Source organism: Paenibacillus mellifer (assembly GCF_023195895.1).
GTDB lineage: Bacteria > Bacillota > Bacilli > Paenibacillales > Paenibacillaceae > Fontibacillus > Fontibacillus mellifer.
The window spans coordinates 365,200-377,500 of record NZ_JALPRK010000001.1; the positions used below are offsets into that span (position 1 = coordinate 365,200).

Consider the following 12,301-nt stretch of genomic DNA (forward strand, 5'->3'; position numbering starts at 1 on the left):
TGATTCTCAATTACATATTTAATGCTTTTATTTTTCGGCAAAATTGATTAAAGGATGGTTCTCGACATGTCGGCAATAACCCAATCTTCCAAATCACGCTACCGTTCGCGCCCGCTTGCGGCTACTTTGATCTTATTCGGCGGTGCGGCGCTGCTGCTGTTTGCCATTTGTCTTTCGATTTCCGTAGGGGCGGCGGACATTAAGCTAGCTACAGTCTGGGATGCGTTATTCCATTTTCAGGCGGAGCAAACCCAGCATCAAATCATTATGGAGTTGCGCCTTCCACGCGCTCTGGCGGCTGCATTGATCGGTGCTGCCCTTGCGGTGGCCGGAGCGATCATGCAAGGGATGACCCGTAACCCGATGGCCGATTCCGGCTTGTTGGGGCTTAACTCCGGTGCGGGGCTGGCGCTGGCCATATGCTTCGCGTTGATGCCGGGTACCTCATTCCTGGTGACGATGTTTTATTCATTTATTGGAGCCGGGCTGGGTGCCGGGCTCGTATTTGGCATCGGGTCTATATCCAAGGGGGGCATGTCTCCCGTTCGATTGACGTTGGCAGGCGCTGCCGTCAGTATGCTGCTGGTTGCAATCAGCGAAGGGATTGCGATTTATTTCAAAATCGGACAGGATCTTGCGTTCTGGTACGCCGGAGCCATTGCCGGTGCAAACTGGCTGCAAATCAAACTGGTCTCACCTTGGGTGTTCGCCGGGTTGTTCTGCGCTTTGCTGCTGTCGAAATCGATTACTCTGCTCAGCCTCGGCGAAGAGGTGGCAACCGGCTTGGGCCAAAGAATACGCTTGATTAAAACGTTAAGCATGATCATCGTTTTGGTTCTAGCTGGAAGCGCGGTTTCGATTGTCGGAGCAATCGGATTCGTTGGTTTGCTGGTTCCGCACGTAGCCCGTTTTCTTGTGGGTGTTGATTACCGTTGGGTGATCCCGTCCTCGGCCCTGCTTGGCAGTTTGCTGATGGTGTTTGCGGATATTTTGGCGCGGATGGTTCATCCTCCGCATGAGACGCCGATTGGCGCATTGATCGCCGTCATCGGGGTGCCGTTCTTCCTCTACCTCGCCATGAAGCAGAAGGGGGGATTGGAATGAACCGCATCGAAACACCTATGCATTTGCGGCAGAAAGCCCGTAAGGCTTATATCGTAATGACTGTGTTTACGCTTTTGATTCTTGCGGTGTTCATCTTTAGCATGAATACCGGGTATATCCGGCTGTCGCCGCTCGATGTCTTCAAGACCTTGGTTGGTATCGGGACGGATAAGCAAGAGCTGATTCTGTTCGAATTCCGGTTGCCGCGCATCGTGATTTCCGTGCTGATCGGAATGGGGATGGCGGTTGCCGGGTGTATCTTTCAAGGCATTTCACGTAATCCGTTGGCCGATCCCGGTGTACTTGGCATCAATGCCGGGGCGGGCCTTGCGGTCACTTTGTTTATTTCGTTTTATCCGACGACGACGAGCGCTCCCGTCTATCTGATGCCGGTACTGGCTCTGCTTGGTGCGGCCGGGGCTGCGACCTTGATTTACGTGCTCTCCTTCAAAAAGAATTACGGGCTACTCCCCATCCGAATGGTGTTGGTGGGGATCGCGGTTGCTGCCGGTATCAACGCCGCCATGATCGTGCTGCAGCTGCGCTTGCGTCCGGAGAATTTTCAGATGCTGCAAATCTGGTTGGTTGGCAGTATTTGGGGGACGTCTTGGAAGTATGTGCTGGCGCTGTTGCCTTGGCTAATCGTTCTGCTGCCTTACGTGTTCTTGAAGTCACGTGCATTAAATGTACTCAATCTGGGCGATCAAACTGCGACGGGCCTCGGCACTCCACTGGAGCGTTCCCGTCTTGGTCTCCTGGCGGCCGCGGTTGGTTTGACCGGCTCCTGCGTTGCCGTAGGCGGCGGAATCTCCTTCGTCGGGCTGATTGCGCCCCATTTGGCCCGCCGGTTGGTTGGGCCCAAGCATGAGTATTTGCTGCCGGCCTCCGCGCTGGCTGGTGGTTTGCTTGTTATCCTAGGCGATACACTAGGCCGCTGGGTGCTTCAGCCGGCAGAGATCCCAACCGGGATCGTGGTGGCGATCATCGGTGCGCCTTATTTCTTGTATTTGCTTACGAAGTCGAAAATCTAATAATCCGAACGGCCCGGAGACTGGAAGTCCAGTCAACCGGGCCGTATTTCATTTTATGCCTTCAGATCGGCGACCGCCGATTCTAAATCGGGGAATGCGAAGGTGAATCCAGCGTCTAGTACCGCCTGGGGGATGACTTTCTGTCCCTCCAGCAGCAGGAGGGACATCTCGCCTAGCGCAGTTCGGAGCACCGGCGCCGGCAGCGGCAGCCAGAAGGGACGGTGGTGCACGCGGCATATGGTGCGGCCGAAATCGAGGTTCGTCACCGGCTGTGGACTCACTGCATTCACTGGACCGCGAATTTCCGGACGAGCCGTGCAATAGTCGATCAGTCTCACCATATCCTGAATATGAATCCATGGGACCCATTGCTTGCCGCTGCCGATGCTGCCTCCGATGCCAAGCTGATAGGGCAAGCGCATCAATGGATACGCGCCGCCGCCTTGCCCCAGTACGACTCCGGTGCGAAGCTTGATTAAGCGAACTCCGCGGAACTCCCGGTCCGCCGTTTTCTCCCAAGCCGAAGTTACTTCGGAGAGAAAATCGACGGGAGGCGTCGGTACAGCCGAGCTCTCTTTAAATGCGTCTGTAAGCGAGGTACCATAGATGCCAACCGCAGAACCTTGTACAACAACCTCGGGTTTTTGGTTCATTCGCTCAACCGCACGGGCAACCGCCCGGGTGGATTCCAAGCGGGACTCCAAAATCCGCTGTTTGGCCCGTTTTGACCAACGCTGATTCAGCGTGGCTCCGGCCAGATTCACGACGGTTGACACGCCTTCCAGAAGCAAAGGTTTTCCCTCAAGCTCCTCCCACGTTACGGAAGTAAACGACGCTTCGGAAATTGCAGCTTCCTGCAGCCAGCGATTTCCCCTGGCCCCTCCCCGCGTGACCACCATTACCTCATGCCCTAGGCTCAGCCAGTATTCGGTCAGCGCCCGGCCGATAAACCCCGAACCCCCGAAAATCACCATTTTCATATTTTCCCAAATCCTCCTCAACGTAAAACATCCGGCTGCCCTAGTGCAAGACAAGGAGCCGGATGTAAATTTGTACTTATGCGCTTATTTGTTCATCAAATGCCGGTAGGGTTGATAATCGATCTGATTATTCTCCAAAAACTTGACGAGGAACTTGTTGTCGCGTTTCGGCGTGGCAACGATATATCCTCGAATGCAATGCTCCTGGGTTACTTCGGAGGCTTCCTCTTGCAGCGCAATTTTGCCGATCTCCGCGGCGATCGAATGCTTGGCGATATCCCGGAACGGCCCCGGTACAGGCTCAACCAGTCGATCGAGGAACGCTTTGGCTTCGTCCGTCCATAGATGGCGGCTCTTCTCGACCCAATGGTTCTGCCAGTCCAGCCTCGACATGCCGTCCGCCTTCGGGAGCACCTTCAAAAATTTGCGGAACATAAAGAAGCCGCCAATCGTCATCATGCCAAGCAGCACGAAACCCCAAAACGCGATGCTGTTCATAAACCAGCGATTCGGGCCTTGGGCGGTTAATATGTAAATGGTAGATTGCAACACGATTCATCACCTCGGTACGGATTTCGCTTTTTGCTAAAAATTCGGATATTATGATAGTAGAAATTGAATCTTTTAAAACTGAGATAATCTGCTAAAATTATACCTTATTTCTTTATTTATTTCAGCATTCAAGCTAAAATAGGTTTGTTTAGCGATTTAATGTCCAAAAGGGGGGAAATACCTTGCTGAAAATTGGTTCCCATGTCTCGTTCTCGGACAAGGGCCTGCCTAGTGCTACGGCCGAGGCGGTAACCTACGGCTCCAGCTCCTTCATGATATACACCGGAGCACCGCAAAATACGCGGCGTAAACCGATCGAATCAATGAATATTGAAGAAGGCCAAGCGGCGATGAATCAGGCCGGTATCGGCGAAATCGTCGTTCACGCGCCTTACATTATTAATTTGGGTTCTTACAAATCCAATACGTACCAGCTTGCCGTAGACTTCCTGCAGGAGGAAATCCGCCGCACTCATGCGCTCGGCGTACGGAACATTGTGCTTCATCCCGGCGCCTTTACGGACAAGGATGCCGAGTACGGGGTGAACCGTATTGCGGAAGGCCTGAACGAGGTGCTGAACGGAACGAGCGAAACCGACGTTTGCATCGCGCTGGAAACCATGGCCGGCAAAGGGACGGAGATTGGCCGCAGCTTTGAGGAGATCGCGCAGATCATCGATAAAGTTCAGCACAACGAGCGGCTGACCATCTGCCTCGATACCTGTCACATCCATGATGCCGGGTACGATATCGTGAATGATTTGGACGGAGTTCTGAAGAAATTCGACGACACAATTGGATTGAAGCGGATTGAAGTGGTTCATATCAATGACAGCAAGAATCCGGTAGGCGCGGCAAAAGATCGTCATACGCCCATCGGCTCCGGCTGGATTGGATTTGAAGCGATTAATCGCGTTGTTCATCACGAATCGCTGCAGGGACGGCCGTTCATCCTGGAGACACCTTGGGTTGGGAAGGATGCGAAAACGCAGCGCCCGATGTACGAAGTTGAGATCGCGCTTTTGCGCGGGAACGTAAGCGAAAGGTTTGGCGAATCGTTCCTGAGCGATGTGGAACGTCTGGCTGATTTCTTCAACAAGCAGGACATCGGGGCACGTTCTTTTGTATTGGATACGTGGAATCTGCTCAAGAACGACGCCAAAGCGAAGAAGGCGGATCCGCGTGAACCGATGGAACGGTTGTACGACCTCGCGATGGAGGCCAGCCTGTTCCCAGAGCTGACGGAAGAGCAAGTGAACCAACGCCTGGTGGCTTGGTTTGCCGGCGCGGGTAAATAACGAAGACATCATTTGTGCAAGGGGAATCGAAGAACAATGGATACGCATATCAAAACGGGCGGACAACCCGTCAAACCTTATGAGAGCAACCGTGCGCGGATGTTGATCTCCTGCCCGGACGGGCCGGGGATCGTTGCCGCGGTATCTCGCTTCCTGTACGAGCATGGAGCGAATATCGTGCAATCGGACCAGTATACCATGGACCCTGAGGGCGGTATGTTCTTTATGCGGGTTGAATTCGATCTGGATGGATTAGATGGGCGGATTGCGGCGCTAAGGAGCGATTTCGAGGTCATCGCCTCGCAGTTTCGGATGGATTGGAACATTCATCAGCTGAGCCGCAAGAAGAAGCTGGCGATCTTCGTGTCCAAGGAGGATCACTGCCTGGTTGAGCTGTTATGGCAATGGCAAGCCGGCGATCTGGACGCCGAAATTTCTATGGTCGTGAGCAATCATCCGGATATGAAGGAATACGTTGAATCGTTTGGGATTCCTTATTACCACATTCCGGTCACGCCGGAGACGAAACGCGAAGCCGAGCAAAAGCAGTTGGAGATCGTCGGCGGCAACGTCGATTTGATCGTGCTGGCGAGATACATGCAAATTGTATCCCCGGCGTTGATCGAGCCGTACCGCAACCGTCTGATCAACATTCATCATTCGTTTCTGCCGGCTTTCGTAGGAGGCAAGCCGTATGCCCAAGCGTATGACCGCGGGGTTAAAATCATCGGCGCAACCGCGCACTACGTGACCGAGGAGCTGGATGGCGGCCCGATCATCGAACAGGACGTGCAGCGCGTCAGCCATCGCGACGACGTGAACGAGTTGAAGCGAATCGGGCGGACCATTGAACGGGTTGTGTTGGCCCGGGCAGTGAAATGGCACATCGAGGACCGGATTTTGGTGCATCAAAACAAGACGGTCGTGTTCAATTAACCGGCTCCACGTTAAATGATTATGAATAACAAAACCGGCATCATGGACAGAGCGTCCGCTCGTCAAGATGCCGGTTTTGTTACGTTATACTTCTCCCAGGTAGGCGATCCCGTCTATCATCAGCAGACAATCGCTGTCGAAGAATTCGGTGGTGGAGGTCATGCGAGCTGGACAATGACTTTGCTCGAAGTACTCGAGAAATACCTTCTCCATCTCGGGCAGGTCCTGAATATGCTTGAGATACACATTCACTTTCACCAACCGTTCCAGCGGGCATCCGCAGTCGGATAAGGTGGATTTCAGATGAGTAAAGACATCGTGAATTTGCGCGGTGAAGTCGTCGCCAAAACCTCGGTGCAGCCCGAGAAATACATAGTCGCCGGCGGCGACAGCGGAAGAATAGCTAAACGGAGTTGGAAAATGGGTAATCATGATCTTAAGCCTCCTGAATTCTAAGGATTTGTGCCAGATCTAGAGGTGAATGTTTTCACATAGTATAGAACATGTGTTCTTAAAAAGCAAGGAATTTAATAACCGGACAGGAGCAACCTCAAAAAAGCTCATTTGCGGGGGAAAGGTTGGGAATAATGGTATGGAAAAGGGGAGTAGGAAGTGCTACAATAGATAAAGTCAAAATGATTTTTTCAAAGTGATTGTTTTGTAATCGGAGCGTTAAAAGTTTCATGGTTTTCAACGATCTTTTCATAATTAAGGAGGAAACACGAATGCCACTTTCAGACAACAATAAGATCGACAATCTCTCGATCACCACCATTCGTACGCTGGCGATCGACGCGATCGAGAAAGCGAAATCCGGCCATCCGGGGATGCCGATGGGTTCCGCCCCAATGGGTTATCAGCTGTTCGCTAAAACGATGAACCATAATCCGGACGAACCAACCTGGATCAACCGCGACCGTTTCGTCTTGTCCGCCGGCCATGGTTCTATGCTGCTGTACAGCTTGCTGCACCTGTCTGGTTATGACCTCCCAATGGAAGAAATCAAACAATTCCGTCAATGGGGAAGCAAAACGCCGGGTCATCCGGAGTTTGGCCACACCGCTGGTGTGGATGCGACAACCGGTCCGCTTGGCCAAGGTTTGGCGATGGCTGTAGGGATGGCGCTTGCGGAAACTCAACTGGCGGCGACATACAATAAAGGCGATCTGAAAGTGATCAATCACTATACGTACGGGATTTGCGGCGACGGCGACCTGATGGAAGGTGTGGCCAGTGAAGCGGCATCGCTTGCCGGTCACCTGAAGCTGGGTAAATTGATTTTCCTCTATGACTCCAACGACATCTCGCTGGACGGCAAGCTGAACCTTAGTTTCTCGGAGAACGTGGCTCAGCGCTTCGAAGCTTACGGCTGGCAAACGCTGCGCGTGGAAGACGGCAACGATTTGGCGGCTATTGAAGCTGCGATCGAAGAAGCGAAACGCGATACCGAACGTCCAACGCTGATCGAAGTGAAGACAGTGATCGGTTACGGCAGCCCGAACAAGCAAGGCAAAGGCGGTCATGGCGGTACCCACGGCTCCCCGCTGGGCGCTGAAGAAGCGAAGCTGACCAAAGAGAACTACAAATGGGTCTATGAAGAAGATTTCTATGTTCCGCAAGAAGTGCGCGAGCATTTTGCCAAAGTCAAAGAACGCGGGATTGCGGCGTATCAAGCTTGGCAAGAAACTTTCAAGAAATATCAATCGCAATATCCGGAGCTTGCCGCTCAATTCGAGCAAGCGATTGCCGGCGATCTGCCATCCGATTGGGATGCGAAGCTGCCTAAGTACAGTGTAACCGACAAAGCGGTCTCCACACGCGTAGCTTCCGGTAACGCGCTCAACGGACTTGCTCCGAACGTACCGCAACTGCTGGGCGGCTCCGCCGACCTGGAAAGCTCAACGATGACGCATTTGAACGACCTGGCCATGTATACGCCGGAAACCCGCGATGGCCGCAACTTGTATTTCGGCGTACGCGAGTTCGGTATGGCTGCTGCCATGAACGGTATCATGCTGCATGGCGGTTTGAAAGTGTTCGGCGGCACGTTCTTCGTGTTCACCGATTACTTGCGTCCGGCTGTACGTTTGTCCGCGCTGATGAAGTTGCCGGTCACTTACGTGCTGACGCATGACAGTATCGCGGTCGGCGAAGACGGCCCTACCCACGAGCCGATCGAACAGCTTGCTTCCCTGCGGATCATCCCGGGCTTGACGGTCATCCGTCCGGCGGACGGCAATGAAACGTCGGCAGCATGGGCTTATGCGGTAGAGAACAAATCGAATCCGGTGGTCTTGGTGCTGACTCGTCAAAACCTGCCGATCCTGGAGAAAACAGCGGAAGCGGCTCGCGAAGGGATCAAACGCGGCGGTTACGTCGTATCCGACGCGAAGGACGGCAAACCGGTTGCGCAAATCATCGCAACGGGTTCCGAAGTTCAGCTTGCAGTTAAAGCGCAAGCCGCCCTGGCAGAAGAAGGGATCCATGTCCGCGTGATCAGCTTGCCAAGCGTGGATCTGTTCGATAAACAGGATCAGGCTTACAAGGACTCCGTTATCCTGCCGGACGTTAAAGCCCGCGTTGCTGTGGAAATGGCGCACCCGTTCGGATGGGATCGTTTTGTCGGGGAGAAAGGTTCGGTCATCGGCATCGATAAATTCGGGGCTTCCGCGCCTGGCGATAAAGTGATTGAAGAGTATGGCTTTACCGTAGAGAACGTCGTTAACCACGTGAAATCTCAATTGAAATAAGTTATAGCAGGGACCTCTTAAAGGGGAAGAAGGGAGAGGGGAACGTGACAGAGCAACTGCAAAATGTGACCGTAGAGAAGCAAGCTAACATTTATTTTGACGGCAAAGTCACGAGCCGGACCGTTTGGTTGCCGGACGGAAACAAACTGACGCTGGGGATCATGCTCCCCGGGGAATATGAATTCGGTACGGACTCGCTGGAAGTAATGGACATTTTGTCCGGAGATCTGAAAGTGCTGCTTCCCGGCGAAACGCTGTGGCGGGAAATCAGCGGGCGCGGGACGTTCACCGTTCCTGCCAAGTCTTCCTTCAAGCTGGAGGTGCGCAGCGTCACCGATTACTGCTGCTCTTATGGGGCAGGAGCTTAAGCCTCCCCTGAGCGAATCAAAAAGGCAGGTATCAGCGAATTGTTCGCTGTACCTGCCTTTATGTTCTTTACCGTTAGCTTATTCGCCGATTTGTTTGCCGATCCAAGCTTCATACAGCTTGACGACGGAGGAGAGGTCCTCCTCGCCGAAACCTTGGGTCTGTCCCGCTTGGAACAAGCTCTTGGCCAGACTCAGCATCGGCGACGGAATCCCCGAGCCGTCGGTTAAAGCGGACGCCAGTTTCAAATCCTTCAACATCAGCGCCAGCGAGAATTGGTTCGTGAAATCATGCTCGATGATTTTGCGTCCCTTGAGCTCCGCCGCTTTGCTGCCGGCGGAACCCAACTGCACGAGTTCCAGGAAGCGGTCTGCTGGCAGACCCGATTTGGAGGCGATAGCAAACCCTTCGGCGAGCGCCAGATTGTTGATGCCAACGATCGTGTTATGGGCCAGCTTGGCGACGGCGCCGCTGCCGTTGTCGCCCATGTGCAGCACCTTTTTGCCCATGGTGTCGAACAAGTCCATCACCTGAGAGAGCGCGTCCGTGGAGCCGCCGATCATAAATACAAGCGTGCCGTCGATCGCGGCCGGCGAGCTGCCGGTGACCGGAGCGTCGAGGAACGCGCCTCCAAGCTCAGTGATCTGCGAGGCTAGCCGTTGGACAAGAGCGGGCGAGATCGTCGAGCAGTCGATGACGGTGGTTCTGGGCCGGATTCCGGCCATTACGCCGCTTTCACCTTCATATACTTCGACGATAGACTCATCGTTGCTGACCATCGTGATTACGACGTCCGCCCCGGCGGCGGCTTCCTTCGGCAAAGATGCTACCGCGGCTCCCTGTTCGGCAAGGGGGGCGGCTTTGGATGTAGTCCGGTTAAACACGGTTACGGGATAACCTGCTTTCAGCAAGTTCGATGCCATAGGCGCACCCATCGTCCCGAGGCCGATAAATCCGATTTTTTTCAAGTTCGTCACCATCTTCCAAAAGAATTGAACATCATTTAATTATTTTAGCACGGCGCGTGGAAACCTGTATATTGTGCCCTTGTCATTGCCGGGAATTTACAGTATCCTAGTTTTAAGTTGTTTGAGGCGGCGTTCAGACCGGCTTTTTTTACCAGACAGCAGCATTTGAACGTTTCCTCTTGGATAGGTCAGTGAGATAAATATTAGACGGAGGAGAGTTTCAGCAATGTCCAAAAAAGTGACGTTTGACTACAGTAAAGCCCTGCAATTTGTCGGGCAGCATGAGGTCGATTATTTTGCGGAGCCGATTCGCACGGCTCATGAGCAGCTACATAAAGGAACCGGGGCAGGTTCCGACTTCTTGGGTTGGATTAACCTGCCGACCGACTATGATAAAGAAGAGTTTGCCCGCATTCAGAAAGCGGCAGCCAAGATCCAAAGCGATTCCGACGTTCTGATCGTCATCGGCATCGGCGGTTCCTACCTGGGCGCGCGCGCGGCGATCGAATCGTTGTCCCATTCGTTCTATAACTTGCTGCCGAAGGACAAGCGCAAGACGCCGGAAGTTTATTTTGCCGGGAACAACATCAGCTCGACGTACGTGAATCACCTGCTTGAACTGATTGAAGGGAAGGACTTCTCGGTGAACGTGATCTCCAAATCGGGGACGACAACGGAGCCGGCGATCGCTTTCCGCATCTTCCGCGCTGCGCTGGAGAAGAAATACGGCAAGGAAGAAGCGCGTAAACGCATTTACGCGACGACTGACAAAGCCAAAGGGGCGCTCAAGAAGTTGTCCACCGAAGAAGGCTACGAAACGTTCGTGATTCCGGACGATGTGGGCGGACGTTATTCCGTTCTGACTGCAGTTGGCCTGTTGCCGATTGCGACCGCCGGTATTAATATTGAAGAAATGATGCAAGGCGCAGCCGATGCATCGAAGGAATTCAGCAACCCGAACCTCGCCGAGAACGCCAGTTACCAATATGCAGCTGTGCGTAACGCGTTGTATCGCAAGGGTAAAGTGACGGAAATCCTCGTAAACTACGAGCCTTCCTTGCACTATGTATCGGAGTGGTGGAAGCAGTTGTTCGGCGAAAGCGAAGGCAAGGATTACAAAGGGATTTATCCGGCTTCGGTTGATTTCTCCACCGATCTGCACTCCATGGGTCAATTCATCCAAGAGGGCAACCGGAACATCTTCGAAACGGTGATTCAAGTGACTGAGGTGCCGAGCCACATCACGATTGAATCCGATCCAGCCGATCTGGACGGTTTGAACTTCCTGTCCGGCAAAACGCTTGATTTCGTTAACAAGAAAGCGTTCCAAGGTACGTTGCTGGCACATACCGACGGTCAAGTTCCCAATCTGGTTGTGAACGTACCGGACATGACACCGTATTCTTTCGGTTATCTGGTTTATTTCTTTGAAAAAGCCTGCGGCATTAGCGGTTACCTGCTGGGCGTTAACCCATTCGACCAACCGGGTGTCGAAGCGTACAAGAAAAACATGTTCGCGCTGCTCGGTAAACCGGGTTACGAGAAGGAAAAGGCCGAACTGGAAGCTCGTCTTTCCGAATAAGTAAGGCCAGGTAAATTCGTTTAAGTTAGACTGTCAGGAAGCAGTTCGCCGGATCATACCGGAGGAGCTGCTTCTTGGCACATTCATAAGGATGGTCTCATATGTTGGAAAAGTACAAGACAGTTCGGCAAGCCGGAGAGCAAGAAATCGTTATTAAGAAATCGCGGTTTATTGGGCATGTGAAACCGGTGGAAACCGAAGCCGATGCGCTTCAGTTTATTGAGGAGATCAAGAAGAAACACTGGAATGCCACGCACAACTGTTCCGCGTACATGATCGGGGAACGGGATGAAATCCAGAAGCAATCGGACGACGGGGAGCCGAGCGGAACAGCCGGCAAGCCGATTTTGGAGGTGATCAAAAATCAGGGCCTCAAGAACGTCGCCATTGTTGTAACCCGGTATTTCGGAGGGATCATGCTGGGGGCGGGCGGTCTCATTCGGGCATATACTGACGGAGCCGTCGCAGCGATTGAAGCAGGGGAAGCCATTACCCGTGTGCTTCACCAGCAAGTATTCGTGGAGCTTGATTACACTTGGCTAGGTAAAGTGGAGAATGAATTGCGTAACCGCGGGATCACTACGGGAGATACGGGGTTTGCGGATAAGGTGACACTATGCTGTCTGCCGCATCATCCGGAGGCGCAAGCCTTCAAGGATTGGATGACCGATTTGACGGGAGGGCAGGCCGTGATGACGGAAGGTGAAAAGGTTTATTTTATTGAAGGGGAATAA

General features: G+C 53.2%; 12 protein-coding genes. 8 read left to right on the top strand and 4 right to left on the bottom strand.

Annotated elements, in window-relative coordinates:
• The first annotated feature begins 66 nt into the window (after window positions 1-66).
• Complete coding sequence (locus M0651_RS01605) at window positions 67-1,104, top strand: FecCD family ABC transporter permease (protein ID WP_248550092.1); 1,038 nt, start codon at window positions 67-69, stop codon at window positions 1,102-1,104.
• Complete coding sequence (locus M0651_RS01610; RefSeq protein ID WP_248550093.1) at window positions 1,101-2,135, top strand: FecCD family ABC transporter permease; 1,035 nt, start codon at window positions 1,101-1,103, stop codon at window positions 2,133-2,135. The genes M0651_RS01605 and M0651_RS01610 overlap by 4 nt, the downstream gene beginning before the upstream one ends.
• A gap of 53 nt (window positions 2,136-2,188) precedes the next feature.
• Here M0651_RS01610 and M0651_RS01615 read toward each other — a convergent pair whose 3' ends face one another.
• Window positions 2,189-3,115: a TIGR01777 family oxidoreductase gene (locus M0651_RS01615; protein WP_248550094.1), complete on the bottom strand. Its 927-nt coding sequence runs from the start codon at window positions 3,113-3,115 to the stop codon at window positions 2,189-2,191.
• A gap of 84 nt (window positions 3,116-3,199) precedes the next feature.
• Window positions 3,200-3,613 carry a DUF2621 domain-containing protein gene (locus tag M0651_RS01620; RefSeq protein ID WP_248550301.1) on the bottom strand — a complete coding sequence of 138 codons (414 nt, stop codon included), beginning with the start codon at window positions 3,611-3,613 and terminating at the stop codon, window positions 3,200-3,202.
• A 236-nt stretch (window positions 3,614-3,849) separates the two neighbouring features.
• On the opposite strand from M0651_RS01620, the gene M0651_RS01625 reads away from it, so the two are divergent.
• Window positions 3,850-4,965: a deoxyribonuclease IV gene (locus tag M0651_RS01625; protein WP_248550095.1), complete on the top strand. Its 1,116-nt coding sequence runs from the start codon at window positions 3,850-3,852 to the stop codon at window positions 4,963-4,965.
• Between the two features lie 36 nt (window positions 4,966-5,001).
• Entirely contained in the window at window positions 5,002-5,901 is a 900-nt protein-coding gene (gene purU, locus M0651_RS01630; protein ID WP_248550096.1) for a formyltetrahydrofolate deformylase, read from the top strand.
• An 84-nt stretch (window positions 5,902-5,985) separates the two neighbouring features.
• Here purU and M0651_RS01635 read toward each other — a convergent pair whose 3' ends face one another.
• Complete coding sequence (locus tag M0651_RS01635; protein ID WP_248550097.1) at window positions 5,986-6,333, bottom strand: RidA family protein; 348 nt, start codon at window positions 6,331-6,333, stop codon at window positions 5,986-5,988.
• 293 nt (window positions 6,334-6,626) lie between these two features.
• Here M0651_RS01635 and tkt point away from each other — a divergent pair, with 293 nt between their 5' ends.
• Together tkt and ppnP are read left to right on the top strand one after the other, a co-directional pair.
• A complete protein-coding gene (tkt, locus tag M0651_RS01640; protein ID WP_248550098.1) occupies window positions 6,627-8,651 on the top strand; it encodes a transketolase in 2,025 nt (674 codons plus the stop codon).
• Between the two features lie 44 nt (window positions 8,652-8,695).
• Complete coding sequence (ppnP, locus tag M0651_RS01645) at window positions 8,696-9,019, top strand: pyrimidine/purine nucleoside phosphorylase (protein WP_248550099.1); 324 nt, start codon at window positions 8,696-8,698, stop codon at window positions 9,017-9,019.
• Between the two features lie 78 nt (window positions 9,020-9,097).
• Here ppnP and M0651_RS01650 read toward each other — a convergent pair whose 3' ends face one another.
• Complete coding sequence (locus tag M0651_RS01650) at window positions 9,098-9,985, bottom strand: NAD(P)-dependent oxidoreductase (RefSeq protein ID WP_248550100.1); 888 nt, start codon at window positions 9,983-9,985, stop codon at window positions 9,098-9,100.
• A gap of 226 nt (window positions 9,986-10,211) precedes the next feature.
• On the opposite strand from M0651_RS01650, the gene M0651_RS01655 reads away from it, so the two are divergent.
• Complete coding sequence (locus M0651_RS01655; protein WP_248550101.1) at window positions 10,212-11,567, top strand: glucose-6-phosphate isomerase; 1,356 nt, start codon at window positions 10,212-10,214, stop codon at window positions 11,565-11,567.
• A gap of 101 nt (window positions 11,568-11,668) precedes the next feature.
• Entirely contained in the window at window positions 11,669-12,301 is a 633-nt protein-coding gene (locus tag M0651_RS01660; RefSeq protein ID WP_248550102.1) for a YigZ family protein, read from the top strand.

Excerpts from the sequence above, each read along its gene's own strand:
- M0651_RS01615 (WP_248550094.1), bottom strand. The coding sequence starts at position 3,115 with ATGAAAATGGTGATTTTCGGGGGTTCGGGGTTTATCGGCCGGGCGCTG.
- M0651_RS01660 (WP_248550102.1), top strand. The coding sequence starts at position 11,669 with ATGTTGGAAAAGTACAAGACAGTTCGGCAAGCCGGAGAGCAAGAAATC.
- M0651_RS01655 (WP_248550101.1), top strand. The coding sequence starts at position 10,212 with ATGTCCAAAAAAGTGACGTTTGACTACAGTAAAGCCCTGCAATTTGTC.
- tkt (WP_248550098.1), top strand. The coding sequence starts at position 6,627 with ATGCCACTTTCAGACAACAATAAGATCGACAATCTCTCGATCACCACC.
- M0651_RS01635 (WP_248550097.1), bottom strand. The coding sequence starts at position 6,333 with ATGATTACCCATTTTCCAACTCCGTTTAGCTATTCTTCCGCTGTCGCC.
- M0651_RS01605 (WP_248550092.1), top strand. The coding sequence starts at position 67 with ATGTCGGCAATAACCCAATCTTCCAAATCACGCTACCGTTCGCGCCCG.
- M0651_RS01610 (WP_248550093.1), top strand. The coding sequence starts at position 1,101 with ATGAACCGCATCGAAACACCTATGCATTTGCGGCAGAAAGCCCGTAAG.
- purU (WP_248550096.1), top strand. The coding sequence starts at position 5,002 with ATGGATACGCATATCAAAACGGGCGGACAACCCGTCAAACCTTATGAG.
- M0651_RS01620 (WP_248550301.1), bottom strand. The coding sequence starts at position 3,613 with ATGAACAGCATCGCGTTTTGGGGTTTCGTGCTGCTTGGCATGATGACG.